At 69.4% G+C, this 17050-nt stretch carries 10 protein-coding genes; 4 read left to right on the top strand and 6 right to left on the bottom strand.

Annotation, left to right across the window (positions count from 1 at the left end):
• Positions 1 to 117 precede the first annotated feature (117 nt).
• From ACFWVE_RS18240 to ACFWVE_RS18250, 3 genes are all read left to right on the top strand, one after another.
• Complete coding sequence (locus ACFWVE_RS18240) at positions 118 to 1407, top strand: protein kinase (protein WP_384014919.1); 1290 nt, start codon at positions 118 to 120, stop codon at positions 1405 to 1407.
• Between the two features lie 139 nt (positions 1408 to 1546).
• Positions 1547 to 4435, top strand: coding sequence for an SNF2-related protein (locus ACFWVE_RS18245; RefSeq protein ID WP_384014922.1), 2889 nt, complete (start codon positions 1547 to 1549; stop codon positions 4433 to 4435).
• A 22-nt stretch (positions 4436 to 4457) separates the two neighbouring features.
• Positions 4458 to 9548: a class I SAM-dependent DNA methyltransferase gene (locus ACFWVE_RS18250; protein ID WP_384014925.1), complete on the top strand. Its 5091-nt coding sequence runs from the start codon at positions 4458 to 4460 to the stop codon at positions 9546 to 9548.
• A 67-nt stretch (positions 9549 to 9615) separates the two neighbouring features.
• Here ACFWVE_RS18250 and ACFWVE_RS18255 read toward each other — a convergent pair whose 3' ends face one another.
• Positions 9616 to 9822 carry a DUF397 domain-containing protein gene (locus tag ACFWVE_RS18255; RefSeq protein WP_384014928.1) on the bottom strand — a complete coding sequence of 69 codons (207 nt, stop codon included), beginning with the start codon at positions 9820 to 9822 and terminating at the stop codon, positions 9616 to 9618.
• The gene (locus ACFWVE_RS18260) at positions 9819 to 10637 is read right to left on the bottom strand and encodes a Scr1 family TA system antitoxin-like transcriptional regulator (RefSeq protein ID WP_384014931.1); all 819 of its coding nucleotides are present in this window, start codon (positions 10635 to 10637) and stop codon (positions 9819 to 9821) included. The genes ACFWVE_RS18255 and ACFWVE_RS18260 overlap by 4 nt, the downstream gene beginning before the upstream one ends.
• A 291-nt stretch (positions 10638 to 10928) precedes the next feature.
• On the opposite strand from ACFWVE_RS18260, the gene ACFWVE_RS18265 reads away from it, so the two are divergent.
• Positions 10929 to 11228, top strand: coding sequence for an NIPSNAP family protein (locus ACFWVE_RS18265; protein ID WP_384014934.1), 300 nt, complete (start codon positions 10929 to 10931; stop codon positions 11226 to 11228).
• Here ACFWVE_RS18265 and ACFWVE_RS18270 read toward each other — a convergent pair.
• From ACFWVE_RS18270 to ACFWVE_RS18285, 4 genes are all read right to left on the bottom strand, one after another.
• Positions 11222 to 14758 carry an NACHT and WD repeat domain-containing protein gene (locus tag ACFWVE_RS18270; RefSeq protein ID WP_384014937.1) on the bottom strand — a complete coding sequence of 1179 codons (3537 nt, stop codon included), beginning with the start codon at positions 14756 to 14758 and terminating at the stop codon, positions 11222 to 11224. The genes ACFWVE_RS18265 and ACFWVE_RS18270 overlap by 7 nt on opposite strands.
• Before the next feature lie 520 nt (positions 14759 to 15278).
• Positions 15279 to 15848 carry a hypothetical protein gene (locus ACFWVE_RS18275; RefSeq protein WP_384014940.1) on the bottom strand — a complete coding sequence of 190 codons (570 nt, stop codon included), beginning with the start codon at positions 15846 to 15848 and terminating at the stop codon, positions 15279 to 15281.
• 102 nt (positions 15849 to 15950) lie between these two features.
• A complete protein-coding gene (locus tag ACFWVE_RS18280; protein ID WP_384014943.1) occupies positions 15951 to 16154 on the bottom strand; it encodes a DUF397 domain-containing protein in 204 nt (67 codons plus the stop codon).
• Positions 16151 to 16966, bottom strand: coding sequence for a Scr1 family TA system antitoxin-like transcriptional regulator (locus ACFWVE_RS18285; RefSeq protein WP_384014946.1), 816 nt, complete (start codon positions 16964 to 16966; stop codon positions 16151 to 16153). The genes ACFWVE_RS18280 and ACFWVE_RS18285 overlap by 4 nt, the downstream gene beginning before the upstream one ends.
• Between the last annotated feature and the right edge of the window lie 84 nt (positions 16967 to 17050).

Here is a 17050-nt window from a genome sequence, read left to right on the forward strand (position 1 = left end):
GTTGATCTCTCCATTCCGCAACCCCCGTCCCTGAGCCCGCCCCCATCCACTACCGTGTCTCCAGGCGCGCATCGCGGCTGATGGGACGCCCGCCAGGACCGAATGTCGAGGACACACGTGCAGATCACGCCTCTGAACCCCGAGGACCCGCTCTCGCTGGGCGACTTCGAACTCCTCGGCCGGATCGGTCAGGGCGGTATGGGCCAGGTCTTCCTGGGGGAGTCGCTCGGCGGTGAGCCCGCCGCGGTGAAGGTGATCAAGCCGTTGGTGGTGGACTCCGAGTCGCGGCAGCGGTTCGCGCAGGAGGTCGAGGCGCTCAAGACCATCTGGGGTGCCCGCATCGCGGCGTTCCTGGGGGCGGACGCGGAGGCGGAGCAGCCGTGGCTGGCCACGGAGTACGTGGACGGCCCGGACCTCGCCCGGCACGTGCGGACGCACGGGCCGCTGCCGTCCGTCCTCACGGCGGCGCTGGGCGCGATCCTCGCCGAGGCGCTGTCGGGGGTGCACGCCCAGGGCCTGCTGCACCGCGACCTCAAGCCGGCCAACGTCCTGCTGGGGCCGAACGGCCCGAAGATCATCGACTTCGGGCTGGCCGCGTTCACCGAGTCGACGATCTCCCTCACCGCCCCGCACCAGGTCGTCGGCACCCCGATCTGCATGGCGCCGGAGCAGGCCGCGGGGGTGAAGCCGCTGACGGCGGCGGTGGACGTGTACGCGCTGGGTGCGCTCCTGCTCTTCGCCGTGACGGGTCACTATCCGCATGAGGCGGCCACCCCGTACATGGTGTTCCACCTGGTGACGGACCCCGGTACGGCGCCGGACCTGTCCGGCGTCCCGGAGGAACTGCTGCCGCTGCTGACCGGCATGCTCGCCCAGGACGCCGGGGACCGGCCGTCGCTGACCGGGGTGGTGCAGCAGTGCCGGTCGGTCATCGAGGCGCAGGGCATGAAGATCGCGCAGGCGCGCCGCAGGCTCACCGCGCACACCGCCGAGCGGCGTCGGCACGGGCCGGCGGCGCCCGCCGACCGTGTCCCCACCGTCGCCTGGCCCGCCCCCGCGAGTGACGCCCGGGGCACGGAGATCAGCCCGGCCGAGCTGGAGACACCGGCCGACGCCCCGCCGGTCTCCCCCACTGTCGCCAAAACCGTCCCGGGTCCGGCCGCCGCCGCGTCGCCCGACTCCCCGGCCTCCTCCGACCCCCGAATTCCCGACGCCCCCGCCACCGTGCCCGCCGAGCCGGGCGACCGCCCCCGCGGTGTCCGGCGCGAGCAGCCGCAGCCGGGGCACCGCCCGCCCGCGGATCCCGGACGGCCCAAGGAGCCGGCGCACACGCTGCGCCGCTCCGTCCAGGCCCACAGGACGGCGGAGCGGCTGCGTGCCGTGTACGCGGCGAAGGCCCCGTTCTGACACCGACGGCCGGCCGGCCGGGCCGGGCCCCGCGCCCGCTCCCCGGTCACCCGTCCCGCCGGTCCGGCCGTGCCCTCCACCGGTCGCCCGCCCCACCCGACATCCAGCCCCACGACATGATCGCCCAGGAGGCCCCCGCGTGACCGCCGACTTGAGCACCGCTCCCGTGACGAGCGGCGAGGACGCCCAGTACCCGCCGGGCGCCCAGATCCTCGTACGGGACGAGGTGTGGCTGGTGCGCAACGCGACGCGGACCGAGCACGACGGGGCCAGGATCGAGGCGGTGGGCGCGTCGGACTTCGTACGCGACCAGGAGGCGGTGTTCTTCGACAGGCTCGACCGGATCGAACTGCTCGACCCGAAGCTGACCCGCCTGGTGCGGGACGACTCCCCGAACTTCCGCCGTTCGCGCCTGTTCCTGGAGGCGGTGCTGCGCAAGACGCCGCTGCCGCAGGGCGAGCGCGGTCTCGCGCTCGCGGACTCCTTCCTCCTGGACCCGCTCCCCTACCAGCAGCGTCCCGCGCAGCTCGCCCTGTCGGGCCGCAATCTGCGCCCCCGCCTGCTCATCGCGGACGTCGTCGGCCTGGGCAAGACGCTGGAGATCGGCCTCACCCTCGCCGAGCTGATCCGCCGCGGCCGGGGCGAGCGCATCCTCGTCGTCACCCCGCAGCACGTCCTGGAGCAGTTCCAGCACGAGCTGTGGACGCGGTTCGCGATCCCGCTGGTGCGCCTGGACTCGGTGGGCATCGAGCGGATCCAGCGGGAGATTCCGGCGGGCCGCAACCCGTTCACGTACTTCAAGCGGGTCATCGTCTCCATCGACACCCTGAAGAACACGGACCAGTACAAGCACCACCTGGAGCGGATCACCTGGGACGCGGTCGTCATCGACGAGTCGCACAACCTCATCAACAAGGGCTCCCTGCGCAACCAGCTGGCCCGCACGCTCGCCCCGCACACGGACGCCCTGCTGCTGGCCTCGGCGACCCCGCACAACGGCGACGCCCGCTCCTTCGCCGAGCTGATCTCCCTGCTCGACCCGGCCGCGATCCGCGACCCGGAGCACTACCGGGCCGAGGACATCAAGCACCTGTTCATCCGGCGCACCAAGGTCAGCCCCGAGGTGCGGGAGCAGATGAAGGGCCAGTGGGCGGACCGCGGCCCGTCGCGTTCGGTCCGGGTGACGGCCACGCCCGCCGAGGAGAGGGTGTTCGAGGAGCTGGCGGCGGTGTGGCTGCCGTCGGACGGGTCGAAGTCGGTCAGTGACGTCCCGCTGTTCCCGTACACGCTGCTGAAGTCCTTCCTCTCCTCCCACACGGCGCTGAGGGCCACGGTCGCCACGCGCATCAAGACGCTGGAGAAGAAGGACGCCCCGCGGGAGACGGCCGCCGAGCGCGCGGCCCTGCACCGGCTCCTGGAGCTGGCGTCGGGCATGTCGGAGGCGGACTCGGGCAAGTTCGGGGCGCTGGTGGAGCAGTTGCGGGAGATCGGGGTCGGGCCGAAGTCCGACACCCGGGTCGTGGTCTTCTCCGAGCGGGTGCAGACCCTGGAGTGGCTGGCGCGGACCGTGCCGACCGCCCTCGGTTTCAGGGGGAAGGCCGCGCAGCAGGCGGCCCGGGTCATGCACGGCGGTCTGTCGGACGAGCAGCAGATGCAGTGCGTGGAGGACTTCGGCCTCGCGGACACGCCGGTGCGCATGCTGTTCACCGGCGACGTGGCCTCCGAGGGCGTCAACCTGCACCGCCAGTGTCACCAGCTCGTCCACTACGACGTGCCCTGGTCGCTGATCCGCATCGAGCAGCGCAACGGCCGCATCGACCGTTACGGGCAGCCGCACCAGCCGCAGTTCCGGGCACTGGTCCTCACCAGCTCCGTCGACGGCGCCAAGGACGACACCCTGGTCTCGGAGCGCCTGCTGGAGCGCGAGGCCGAGGCCCACCGGTCGCTGGGCACGGCGGAGGCGGTGTCCGGCCTCTACCGGGCGGAGGCCGAGGAGAAGTCCCTCGTGCAGGACCTGCTGCGGGGCCGCACCGTGGACGAGTCCCTGGAGGCCCGCCGCGCCTCCGACGAGGGCGCCGACGGCGCCGTGGACGACTTCCTCGCCGACTTCTTCGGCGCGGTCGGCGACGAGCCGGAGGAGGACGCCGCTGCCTCCGGCGCGGTCGGCGGCGACGGCAGCGGGGCGGTGCCCCGGGCGGACGTGCCCCGGCTGTTCGGCTCCACCCGCGAGTTCCTCGACGAGGCGCTGCGCGAGGTGTACCCGGACGCCCACGACCGGCTGGACCTGTCCGCCGACCCCGAGACCGGGCTGCTCTCCTTCGTCCCGCCCTCCGACCTGGTGCACCGCCTCAAGGCGCTGCCCCCGGAGTACGTCCGCGAGCAGGGCCTGCGCGACCGCCTGAAGGTCACCTTCAACCGGCGCCTCGCCGACAGCAGCCTGACCCGCGCCCGCGCCTCGGCGACGTCGAGCTGGCCCGACATCTCGCTGCTGACCGACCTGCACCCGGTCATGGAGTGGCTCACGGACAAGGTCCTGGTCCGCCTGGACCGCCAGGAGGCACCGGTCCTGACGGCCGACGTGCCGCGGCCCACGTACCTCGTGCAGGGCATCTACTCCAACGCGCTCGGCCGTCCGACCGTCGTCAAGTGGATGGCGGTCACCGCGGACGGGGAGGTCGACGACGACATGGTGGCGCTGCTGCGCCGCGCCGGGGTCGGCCCGACGATGGCGAACCCGGGCCTCGCCCACGACACGGCCCGCCTCGCCGAGGCGATCCCCGGCGTCCTGGACAGTGCGGAGGCGTTCCTGGAGCAGCACCGCGAGGCGTGGGACGAACCCCTGAGGGTCCCCATCGAGGAGTACAAGGCCCGCCTGGGCTCGTGGGAGCAGCCGGCGCTGACCGGCGGCGGCGCGCCCGCCCCCACCCGCGAACGCCTCGCCTCCCTCGCGGACTCCCTCCTCACCACCGGCCGCCCGATGCTGCGTGTCCTCGCCGTCCTCGCCCCGGCCACCGCCCACGCCGCCTGACCGACACCCAGAGGTTCACACGATGACGTTCGACTCCCTGGTCAACCGCGGCGACTACTTCTCCGCGCACTACCTCGCCGAGGTCCTCCCCAAGGATCTCAAGTCCGGTCTGCTCGCCGAGTGGAAGCAGCGCGAGGAGGACGCCGCCGACACCGAGCGGCCCGAGGGCGCCCTGCCCGTCACCCCGCGCGCCGGCCTGCGGGCGCTGCGCCGCCCCTTCTTCGCGGCCCGCTCCTACTTCACGATGGACGAGGAGCAGGCGGCGACCGGCGACGACGCCGTGACGTACGACGCCCCCGAGTGGCGCGACCGCGTCCGCGCGCTGAACGCGGAGGTGCTGCGCGCCCTCGGCTTCGACGCCAAGCCGGGCACGCTCACCGTCGTGCGCGCCGACCAGTCGCACGAGGTGACGGTCGCGCACGCGGAGAAGGACCTCGTCGCCCTGGACTGCGGCTGGTCGGCCGAGCCGGACGACGCCCTGGACCCCGACGGCGCGGGACGCCTCCTGGACCAGGTGCGCCTGGACGGGCAGCACGCCCTCGCCACCGGTTCCAAGCTCGCCTCCTTCCTGTTCGCCTGCGAGGACGCCCCCCGCTACGTCCTGCTGCTGGTCGGCGGCGTCGTCGTGCTCGCCGACCGGGCCGCCTGGGGCGAGGGCCGCTACCTGGCGGTGTCGCTGGACACGGCGCTGGAACGCAACGACACCAAGGCGGGCGGCGAACTCGACACGGTGGCCGCCCTGTTCGGCGCCGACTCGCTGCGTACCCCTCAGGAGGGCGGCGAGAACCCCCTCGCCGCGCTCCTCGACAAGTCGACCAAGCACGCGGTGGGCGTCTCCAGCGAACTGCGCGACGGCCTGCGGCTGAGCGTCGAGCTGATCGCCAACGAGGTCCTGGACCGCATGCGCGAGGCGGGCGTCCGCCCGGAGGAGGTCAAGGAACTCCCCGAGCTGGGGCGCCAGTTGACCCGCGAGTCGTTGCGCTACCTGTACCGCGTCCTGTTCCTGCTGTACGCGGAGGCCCGCCCCGAACTGGGCATCCTGCCCTCGGACTACCCCGAGTACCAGATGGGCTACGGCCTCGGCCGGCTGGGCGAGCTGGTCGCCGAGCGCGACCTGGTCGACGAGAAGTCCCGTAAGGGCTTCTACCTGTACGAGTCGCTGGACCTGCTGTTCCGCAAGGTGCAGGAGGGTTACCGGCCGCGTCGGACACACGGGGTGGACGCGGAGTCGTCGGAGGCCGTGACCGCGAGGACGTCGGAGGACATGGGCCTGCGGTTCGAGCCGCTGCACTCCAAGCTGTTCGAGCCGGACGCGATCCGGCTGATCGGCCGGTACGCCGTCCCCGACCCGCGCGTCGACACCGAGGCCGACGCCGGAAACGGCGGTGACGGTGAGCCGGGCGGGGAGCGCTTCATCGACACCCGCCTGCACAACGAGACGCTGTACCGGGTGCTGCGCCTGCTGATGCTGACGCGCGGCAGGAGGCGCGAGCGCGGCGGCTTCATCTCCTACGCCCAGCTCGGCATCAACCAGCTCGGCGCCGTGTACGAGGGCCTGATGTCCTACTCCGGCTTCGTCGCCGGCGAGGAGCTGTACGAGGTCGCGAAGAACGGCGACCCGAAGGACGGCTCCTGGCTCGTCCCGGCGACCAAGGCCGACGAGTACCCCGACGAGGTGTTCGTCCGTCACAAGGACGAGGACACCGGCGTGGAGGAGCGCGTACGGTACGCGCCGGGCGCCTTCGTGTACCGCCTGTCGGGGCGTGACCGTCAGACGTCGGCCTCCTACTACACGCCGGAGTCCCTGACCCGGGTGACGGTCCAGCTCGCCTTGCAGCACCGCCTGGACCAGGACGACACGGTCACCGAGGCGCGCGAGCTCCTGGACTGGAAGATCTGCGAGCCGGCGCTCGGCTCGGGCGCGTTCCTCAACGAGGCGATCAACCAGGTCGCGGCGGAGTACCTGCGGCGCCGCCAGGACGAGCTGGGCGTCGCCATCGACACGGAGAAGTACGCGGTCGAGTTCCAGAAGGCCAAGGCGTACATCGCCCTGCACAACTCCTACGGCGTCGACCTCAACGACACGGCGGTGGAGCTGGCGGAGGTGTCGCTGTGGCTCAACACCATGCACCCCGGCATGGAGGCGCCGTGGTTCGGGCTGCACCTGCGGCGCGGCAACTCGCTGATCGGCGGGCGTCGGGAGGTCTACTCCGCCGAGCGTCTGAAGAAGGGCGGCTGGCTGGGGACGACCCCGGAACGCTTCCCGTTGTCGGAGGCGGTGGCGGGGGCCGTGCTGCCTGAAGGGGCGGTGCATCACTTCCTGCTTCCGGCGAAGGAGTGGGGCGCGGTCGCCGCCGAGAAGGAGGCCAAGGCGCTGGCTCCGGCGGAGGCGAAGGCGCTGGGTGCTTGGCGGAAGGCGATCACCAAGTCGCCGAGTGCCGCGCAGACCAAGCGGTTGCAGGGGTTGGCTCGGCGGGCGGAGTACCTGTGGGGGCTGGTCGTGCGCCGACTGGAGATCTCCGAGCGGGAGATCTCACGGCGGGTGGACGTGTGGGGCGCGGAGGACGGCTGGCTGCGGTCGCCTGAGGTGGCGGTCCCGAGGGAGAAGGTCAAGGCGGACCTGGAGGCGGTCGACACCCCGTACTGGCGCCTGAAGACGCTGATGGACGCGTGGTGCGCGCTGTGGTTCTGGCCGGTGCAGGAGGCTGCGCTGCTGGACGGGTCGCATGCCGCATACGTGCGGGCGGCGGAGGTTGCTTCGCAGTCGGCGGAGTGGGTGGTGTCTGCGACTCCCGCTCCGGTTCCGGGTCAGGTGGGGGCGCCTGAACGGGAGACGTACGAGTCGGAGGACCTGTTCGGAGACGTCAAGGTCGTCGAGGTCAAGTCGAAGGCTACGCGGGGCGGCAGCCGTAAGGAACAGATCCGGGGTGAGCGGCGGCCGGTGATCGCGTTGGCCTCAGTGGATGACTGGCTGGACTTCGCCGAGTCGCTGTTGGGTACGCAGGATGTGGCTGCGGATTCGTTGGTGGCTCAGTTCGACTCCTTGGATGCGCTGGAGCGGTACGAGGACGAGTTGCCCGAGTGGATGGGCATGGAGCGGTTCACGTCGTTGGAGTCGCGGTATCCGTGGGCGGGGGTTGCGCGGGATGTGGCTGAGCGGCAGGGGTTCTTCCACTGGGAGTTGGAGTTCGGGCAGGTGTTTGCCGGGGGCGGATATGACTTGCAGGTGGGGAATCCGCCTTGGGTTCGACCCCGGTGGGAAGAGGACGTTGTGCTGGCCGAGCTAGAACCGTGGTTCATGCTCGAGGACAAGCCTGGAACGGCAGAATGGCGGCTAAGGAAAGAGGAAGTACTCACGCACAAGGAAGGCAGTGCGGGGTACGTGTTGAAAGAACTCGCTTCCAATATCGGCACCGTGTCCGCACTAAGCAGCCCAGCAACGTACCCACTTCTAACAGGCACACAGCCCGACCTCTACCGCGCGTTCATGTGCCGCACATGGGCTTCCAACGCACTGTCTGGAATCATCGGGCTAATCCACCCTGATTCTCACTTCGCGGGAAACAAGGAGGGTCACCTTCGAGCTGTCACATACCGGCACCTCCGAGTCCATGCCCACTTCCAGAACCTCCGCCTGCTATTCAACGAGGTGACCTGGACCAAGGAATTCGGAGTGCACATATATGGCACCCTCCAGGAAATTTCTTTCATCCACGTCAGCTGGCTATTCGACCCGGCACCTCTGATCAACTCGTTCTCTCATGATGGCAATGGGCCGCTTCCTCGCATCAAACACGAGGGTTACTGGGACCTGCGCCCTCACAGCGCCCGTCTCGTGGAAGTCGATGAGAGCGTCCTAGGACAATGGCAACGCCTGGCAGGAGAGGAGAGCAGTCCAGTCCATGAGACACGGCTGCTGTATCCAGTCAGCACAGCCGAGCAGAACGCGATCGAGGCACTCGCCGTAACCACAGTACGGCTCGCAGACCACGAACCGGCTATCACGCGAGGTCTGGACGAAAAGGGAGCTAAGGACGCAGGACTTATCCGCTGGGAGACATCTCAGCCCGAGGACTGGAAGGACGTCGTCCTGCGCGGCCCTCAAATTTCCATTGCAACCCCCTTCGCCAAGCAGCCGCCTAACACATCCCGCGTTGATCCACCTGCACGCCTTACCGACCTTGCCCCTGACAGTGTGCCGTCCAGCGATTACCAACGCGCTTGCAGCACCAGCGATTTCCTAGCAGCTCAGGATCAATGGAATGGCAGACCATACACAGAGTATTTCCGTGCCGCGTGGCGAGAGATGATCCCTTCGGCTACTGAACGCAGCCTCTTCGTAGCACTAATCCCTCCGGGGCCATCACACATTCACGGCATGCGCAGCATGGCATGCCCAGATAATCGCACAACCGCTCTAACTGTAGGATTTTGGTCCACATTGCCCGTGGACTACGCCGTTCGCATCACTGGGCGTGGGCATCTAGACGTCGCAGACGCTCGCACACTTCCCGCGCCCACCTCAGAGCACCCTCTCGCCGACGCACTCCTATTGCGCACTCTTCGCCTTAACTGCCTCACCTCGGCCTACGCCCCTCTCTGGTCGGAGCTGTATCGACCGACTTGGCCGGGCTACGAAGACTGGGCCTGTCCCTGGCCAGGAGTAGGGCCGCTTGCCGGGCATATCACCCCCGAATGGGAACCAGACACACCTCTCCGAACGGAGTACGAGCGCCGTGCCGCGCTTGTTGAGCTGGATTCCCTTGTAGCCGTATGGCTAGGCATCAGCGCTGACGAGCTTGTGGCGATCTATCTCTCTCGATTCCCTCAACTAGTCGGGTACGAAGGCGAAATGCAGTTCGACGCTGAGGGACGCCGCCTCGCCGCCAACTACAACGCGTACGGCCACGGGCAGACCAAGCAGGAGTACCTCAATCTGCTTGCGCACCTAGAGGACCCGGAGGGTACCCCATCCCCGGACGGCTACCAGGCCCCCTTCTACAAAGCTGACCGGGAAGCCGAGATGCGGGCCGCTCACGCGTATTTCCAAGCTCGCTTGGACGAGGAGATCGCCGCTGGCCGCTGGACTCCGCCCGGAAGCCGTGAGGCCTGAGTACGACTCCTCATAGCGCAGGTCGGCGCTTCAATGAAAGAAGCGCCGACCCCCCGACCCGACCAGCTCACATCTCGTCGAGCAAGGCCAACCACGCCACCGACCCAACCGTCAGCACGGGCCCGCACTCCGGTGTCTGCTTCGAGTCACGCACATGGACGGCGACGCTGTCGACGGCAACCTCGACGCATTCCCCGCCTTCCTCACTGCTGTAGCTGCTCTTGAACCAGCGCAGGCGGCTATCCGCTCCTGGCGCTCTTTTGTAGATGCTCACAGCTCTCCCAACAACTTCTCAACGTACGCGAGTGATTCGCGAGGCGTCAGCGCCTGGGCGCGTAGCGTTCCATACTTGGCTTCCAGCGCCCGTACCGATTCCCGATCACTGTGCACCCGGCTGACGTTCTGTACCTCCACGTACGCGATCCTGCGCTCTCCCGTCGTCTCGATCAAGGTGAACGGACCGGCCATCCCTGCGTTCTCATCACGGTCCAAAGGCATGACCTGCACTTCGACGTGCCTCATGTGGCTGACGAGCAACACCTGCTCCAACTGCCCACGTAGCACGTCACGTCCACCAATGGGGCGGCGCAGTACAGACTCATCGACGACGAAGCTCATCAGTGGATGTGGCGTGCGGTGAAAGATCTCCTGGCGTGCCAGCCTCGCGGCAACCCGCTCGTTGACGATCGCATCGTCCAGCGGAGGCCGCAGCACCCCGAACACCGCCCGCGCGTACTCCTCGACCTGCAACAAACCCGGCACGGCCTGGTTGGCGTACACATGCAGCTCAACCGCCTCCGCCTCCAGCTTCGCCGCATCGCGAAAGAACGACGGATACCGCGCCCGAGCCACCTCCTCCTTCATGACCGTCAGCAGACCGCCGGCCTCCAGCACCGCGTCCGCCCGCTCGATGAACTCAGGCTTCGGAATGCGCCGCCCCAGCTCCACCGACGCGACCATGTCCTCGCCGTAACTGAGCTTCGCACCCAACTCCGCCCGCGTCAGCCCCCTGCTCGTCCGCAGCAGCCGCAACTGCTGGCCGAAACACCGCAGGATGCCCGTCTCACTCTCACCGTGAGCCGTAGTCACCGGTTACCTCACCTCACCCACCCGCACAGTGGCACCGGCCCGCCGCAGGCACCACACCCGACCGTCACTCACAGCTCACTCTAGAGACACGCACCGTATCTTTCGCGCCACTTGGCCCCACTTCCCCCGTACCGGGGACGAGCGCCCACCCTCACCCCGCACGACCCCGTTGTGAGCACATACCGCATGCCATACCGTGGGACCGGCCGCTCGGAGGTTCGTCCGGCAGGCGGGATCTCCGGTCAGCCCGCCGCACCATTTCGCCTCGACTCGACAGCGGGAGCGCGCTCGATGCCCAGGACCACGCAGCTGCGTACCTACACCGTCCGGGACGGTCTGCTCGACGAGTGGGTGGAGCGGTGGCGCAGTGACATCGTGCCGTTGCGCCTGGATCTGGGTTTCGAGATCGGCGGGGCCTGGGTGGACCGGGAGCGCAACCAGTTCGTCTGGCTGATCTCCTACGAGGGTCCCGAGACCTTCGCGGAGCGCAACGCGCTGTACTGGGCGTCGCCCGAGCGCAAGGCGATGGAACTCGACCCGGACGACTACCTCCTGCACACCGACGACCGTACGGTCGAGCAGCGCTACTGACCGCTCGCCGGGTCCGGCGGCAGCAGGTGCTGTCGCCGCTCCTCCGCGTCCAGGGTGCGGAAGACCCGCCCACGCGCCCGCGCTTCCAGCCGGTCGTAGTCCGGGTCCGCCGGCCACACCCGCGCGGTCCCGTCGGCGGACGCGGTGAGCAGCCGCGTACCGTCCTCGGACCACTCCACCGACATCACCCTGTCCCGGTGAACGCCGATGACCGCGAGTTCCCCGAGAGTGGTAGCCGACCAGAGCCGTACCGTCCGGTCGTCCGATCCGGTCGCGATACGACGGCCGTCCGGCGACCATGCGATGGCGCGTACCCGTCCCTCGTGGCCCTTCAGCACGTCGATGCGGCGCCCGGTCGACGCATCCCACACGGCGGCCGTCCAGTCACCGGAGGCCGTGGCCACACGTGTCTCGTCGGGCGACCAGGCCGCGTCCTCCACGTAGTTGCCGTGGCCCCGGAGCACGGTCAGCTGGGTGCCGTCGGAGGTGTCCCAGAGGCGGCAGGTGCGGTCGTCGGAGCAACTGGCCAGCTTCCCTCCACTCGGAGACCAGGCCACACGCCCCACCCAGTCCTGATGCCCGGTCAGCTTCCGTAGCTCCGTACCGTCGACGGCCGACAGGACGCGTACGGTGCCGTCATGGCCGCCGGTCGCGATCCGACGGGCGTCGGGGGACCACGAGCAGCCCTCGACGGGTGCACCGCGCAGGTCGAACACCGTGCCGCCGGTGCCGTCCAGAACGCGGAACAGGCCGTCCGCCGTACTGAGGGCGAGACGGTCGCCGTGCGGCGCCCAGGCCAGGCACCACACCCGTTCGCCGGGGCTCGTCACCGGTCCCGCGGGCACGCCGGAGTCCGCACTCCAGATCCGGGCCGTCCCGTCGTCCGAGGCGGTGGCGAGACGGGTACCGTCGCCGGACCACACGGCCTGGTTCACCGGCCCGTCGTGCCCCTGCACCAGGACGGACTCGGCTCCCCGCGGCTGAAGGTCCCACACCCGGCCGGTGCCGTCCGTCGACGCGGTGGCGAGTTGCGTGCCCGACGGCGACCACACGACGGTCCACACCGTGTCGCTGTGCCCGCGCAGCACCGCCACCTCCTTCGCGTCCTCGGTGCGGACGATGCGGACGGTCCGGTCGGAGGAGGGCGTCGCGAGCAGCCGGCCGTCCGGCGAGAAGGCCGGGTTCCACACGTAGTCGGTGTGTCCGCGCAGCAGCAGCCGCAGTGCCCCCGTGCGGGCGTCCCAGATCCTGGCGGTGTGGTCACCGGACCCGGTGGCCAGGCACTCACTGTCCGGTGACCACGCGATGCCCTCGACGAACTCCGTGTGACCGGTCAGAGTTGTCGTGGCCGTTCCCGTCGCCGCGTCCCAGACGATCACCGTCCGGTCGTGCGACGCGGTGGCCAGCCGTGAGCCGTCCGGCGACCAGGCCACTCCCCAGACGTCACCCGTGTGGCCCCGCAGCTCCCGCACGAGACGTCCGGTGTCGGCCTCCCACACTCGTGTCACCTGGTCCTTGAACGTGGCGGCGACCCGTGACCCGTCCGGCGACCAGGCCACCTGCCGGCCGATGTCCCCTGCGCCGGTGAGCTGCCGGACCGGTTCACCGGACGCGACGTCCCAGACGCGTACGACCTGGTCGCGGCCGGCGGTGGCCAGCCGGACCCCGTCCGGGGAGAAGGACACCGACTCGACCATGGCCCCGTCGCACGGCAGCACACACAGCGAACGCCCCGACTCCGCCTCGTACACACGGGCGGTCGCGTCCCTGGACGCGGTCGCCAGCAGCCGCCCGTCGGCGGACCAGGCGATGTCGCGGACCGTGTCCGCATGCCCGTCCAGTCTGATCCGGACGTGCCCCGCGGCCAGCGCCGCCATCAGTCCGCGCCGCGCCGCCGGTGTCGGCGCGCACTCTCCGAGCGCGGCCAGGGAGAGGAGCAGTGCACGCTCGGGCTCGGTCTCCGCACTCGTGAGCACCTGCCTGCCGATGCTGTCGGAGACACGGCTGAGGAAGGCCAGGTCCCGGCGCTGAGAGGTCTCGACGAGCGCACGGGCGGGCGCCGACGCCTGCCCGGCCTCCTCCAGCGCCACCAGCCACCTCTGCGCGACGGCGAGCCGTTCCCCGGTGAGGAGGTAGTCCACGCTGTGTCCGGACCGTTCCCAGTCCGCCGCCCACCGCTCCAGTTCGGCCCGCTCCCGCAGCCGTTCCGCCCGCGCTTCCACCTCCTGACGCAGGGGCGCCCACTGACGGAACAACGCCTCGTGCGTGACCTCGGCGTACGCGTCTCCCGCCGTTCCCTCCACGGTGTCGGAGCGGATGAGGCGCGCGTCGATGAACGCGTCCACCACGTACCGCTCACGGTCGGTCAGTTCCGACAGCCGTACGGGACGGCGGGCGAGCTCCCGCTCCTCCAGCGTGACGAATCTCAGCAGTACCCGCAGCGCGAAGTCGATGCCGTCAGGGGTGCTGAGCGCCGCCACGGTACTGTCGGCCTGCCGCGCGAGCGCCCCCGCCACACCTCCGAGCTGCCGGTACGTCTCCTCGGTCACCGTGCCGCCCTGGCCGCAGGCGAAGTACAACTCCTGGAGGAGATAGGCGAGAAGGGGCAGTGCGTCGTCCGTGCCGGTGTCGTCCACGATGGTCTCGACGAGACCGGGAGCGAACGACATGCCCACCAGAGCGGCCGGCCGCTCGACCACCTGCGCGAGCTGCGCCCTGTTCAACGTGCCGAGGGCAACCGGGTGTTGGAGGAGCTGCGCGTGATCGGTGCCCAGCAGCCGTCCCAGCAGGTCCACCCGGCACGTGGCCAGGACACGGACGGAGGGTTCCTGCCGCAGGCACGCGTGCAGCGTCTCCAGGAACTGGGCCTGTTCCCGCTCACTCGCGAGAGTGACGAGTTCCTCGAACTGGTCGATGACCAACAGCACCCGCTGGAACTGCCCGCCTCGCAGCCGCGACAGCTCTCCCCCGAGACTCTCCGGCCCGTGCCGCAACCGTCGCAGCACAGCATCGGCCGACTCCCTGCCGCCGCCGGCCACGGCCAGGGACGCGGCCAGGGCGTGCAGCGGGTTCGCCCCCGGCGAGAACGTCGGCACGATCGTCCACCGACGCCGTCGCAGCCGGGGCAGTACCCCGGCCCTCACGAGCGAGGATTTGCCGCTGCCGGACGCCCCGGTCAACAACAGGAACCGATCGGCAGGACCGGGCGCGGAGACGTGCAGCCTGCGCGTCAGCTCGGCGGCCTGCGTCTCCCGGCCGAAGTAGACGGCCGCCTCCTCCTCGCTGTACGCGTCCAGCCCCGGGTACGGGATCCGGTCACGGGGCCACTCCGTCCGCTCGGGCGCCGGATTCTCCAGCCGGTACACGACGACCTGCCCGATCACCATCGCGACGATCAACAGCCCGATGGCCGGCACGGACCCCCGCCGGATGACCTCCAGTGCCCAGGGCGCGTCATCCGAGCTGGTGGCGTAGTTGGTGGCGATCCCGAGCAGACAGGCGACCAGCGCCAGCAGGATCTGAAGCACCACTTGCAGACGACGCCTCATAGGGCACCGGCCCTCCGCAGACCGGCTCGACACCCGCGCAGCACTGCGACGCCCCCGTCCCGCTTGTCCGCCATACCGCTCTGAGTCCCCTCCGTGCACCCGACCCGTACCGAGCCCAGGGGCAGGGGACGCGTGAGAACAACGGTGAACATGATCCAAGGCTGACCGGGCGGGAAACAAGAAGGCCTGAGGAAACCAGCCACACGACGCACTGCCTGGACTCCTGTGACCCTCCTACGACGCGTCGTCAACGAGACACCGAAACCGATCACTCCATCGATCGTGACCGCTACAGGCGCCGTCTCGGTCGCCGCTGTTCCGCCGGGCCTGCCCAGGCAACCACGGCAAGGGCGGGAGACCTACCAGCGGGTGCGGCATCTGCTGACGCCGAGCGCAAGGCCGAGCGCTTCCTCGCCTTCGTCGGCATAGCGGCACTGCGTATCCGCTTCCGTCGGCTGACTACCTGAATCCGGCAAGGTGGGCAGGGCAGTTATCCGATCCGTCAGAGACCCGACGGATGGTCGGAAAGCCAGTCAGCATGCCTGTCGCGCGTCCGATCACGTTCCTCGGACGTGGTGAGGAAGACATCGGCGCCGCCGTCGTAGGGGTGGTGGATGCGGCGCATCTGAATGTCGGTGACGAGGACTCCCCTCACCTTGTCGTCAGCGATGTCACGCAGCAGTTCGTCGAGGCAGCCGTGTCGCCAGGACCGGCGGGCGGCGAAGAGGTGGCAGTAGGTGCGGAAATCCGGGTCGGGATCGTCCTCGACCAACAGGCTCTGCCAGTAGTCGGCGTCAGGCTGGAACGGCGGAACCTCGGCTTCGCTCGCCCAGACCGGTGTGATCACGTACACGTCCCCACCGGCGAACAACTCATCGAGGACCATGTTGTACCGCTCCAGGACGACGGCGTACTCGCTCTCGTCCTCTGCGTATCGCTTCGACTCCGGCAGGCTGTGGAAGCGAACCCAGACATTCCGGTACGGGTCGCGGAGCTTGTACCCAACCGGAGGACAGTGGGGCCAATACCGCTGCCACAGCTCCGTCAAGGCCGCCGGTACGCTTCCGGACATCTACCGCACTCGTCCTCTCGCACAGTGGCCCCTACCGGCACCCAGAGTGCCCGGCGAAACGACGTCTTGGCCAAAGACGGACGGGCTCACGCGGTAACAAGCTCACATCGCCCGAAGCATTGCCGCCCACGCCACCGAACCGACCCGCAGCGCGGGCCCACTCTGCGCCACGCACTTCGAGTCACGCACATGCACGGCAACCGCCGTGAGAGCGACCTCTACGCACTCTCCACCCGATCCCGTGCTGTAACTACTCGTGCGCCAGGGCAGGTTGGTCTCACTGTGCGTCGCGTCTTCCGCGTTCATAGCTCTCCCAGCATCTTCTCGAGGAGCCCCAGGGACTCGCACGGAGTCAGGGCCTGAGCACGCAGGATGCCGTACTGCTCCTCATACTCGCGCACTGACCTCCGCTCAGTGAAGAGACGGCTGTCATTACGTGCCTCAACATACGCGAGCCGCTGGCCCTTCTGCGTCTCGTACAGGGTGAACGGCCCGTCCAGCGCGGCGTGTTCAACGCACCCGACAGGCATGACCTGTACCACCACGTTCCGGTGCTGGGCACGAAGCAGGACTTCCTCCAACTGTCCCCGCATGACGCCCCATCCGCCAAGCGGCCTCCGCAGCACGTGCTCCTCGATGACGAAACTGATGGTGGGAAGGGGCTGCCGGTCGTAGATCGCCTGGCGTGCGAGACGGGAGCCCACCCGCTGGTTGACAATCTCCGGGTTCATCAGCGGCAGCCACATCTCGCAGACCGCCCGCGCATACTCCTCCGTCTGCAACAGACCCGGCACGGCCTTGCCGGCATACACATGCAGCTCGACCGCCTCCGCCTCCAGCTTCGCCGCGTCCCGGAAGAACGCCGGATACCGCGCCCGCGCCACCTCCTCCTTCATCACCGTCAGCAGCCCGCCGGCCTCCAGCACCGCGTCCGCCCGCTCGATGAACTCCGGTTTCGGGATGCGCCGCCCCAGCTCCACCGACGCGACCATGTCCTCGCCGTAACTGAGCTTCGCACCCAACTCCGCCCGCGTCAGCCCCCTGCTCGTCCGCAGCAGCCGCAACTGCTGGCCGAAACACCGCAGGATGCCCGTCTCGCCCTCACCTTGAGCCGTCACCGGCGATCTCACCTCACCCACCCGTACAGAGGCGCCCGCGCCTCGTCCCGCCGCAGGCGCCACACCCGTCCATCACTCACAGCT

It is taken from the genome of Streptomyces sp. NPDC058632, assembly GCF_042717095.1.
Lineage (GTDB): Bacteria > Actinomycetota > Actinomycetes > Streptomycetales > Streptomycetaceae > Streptomyces.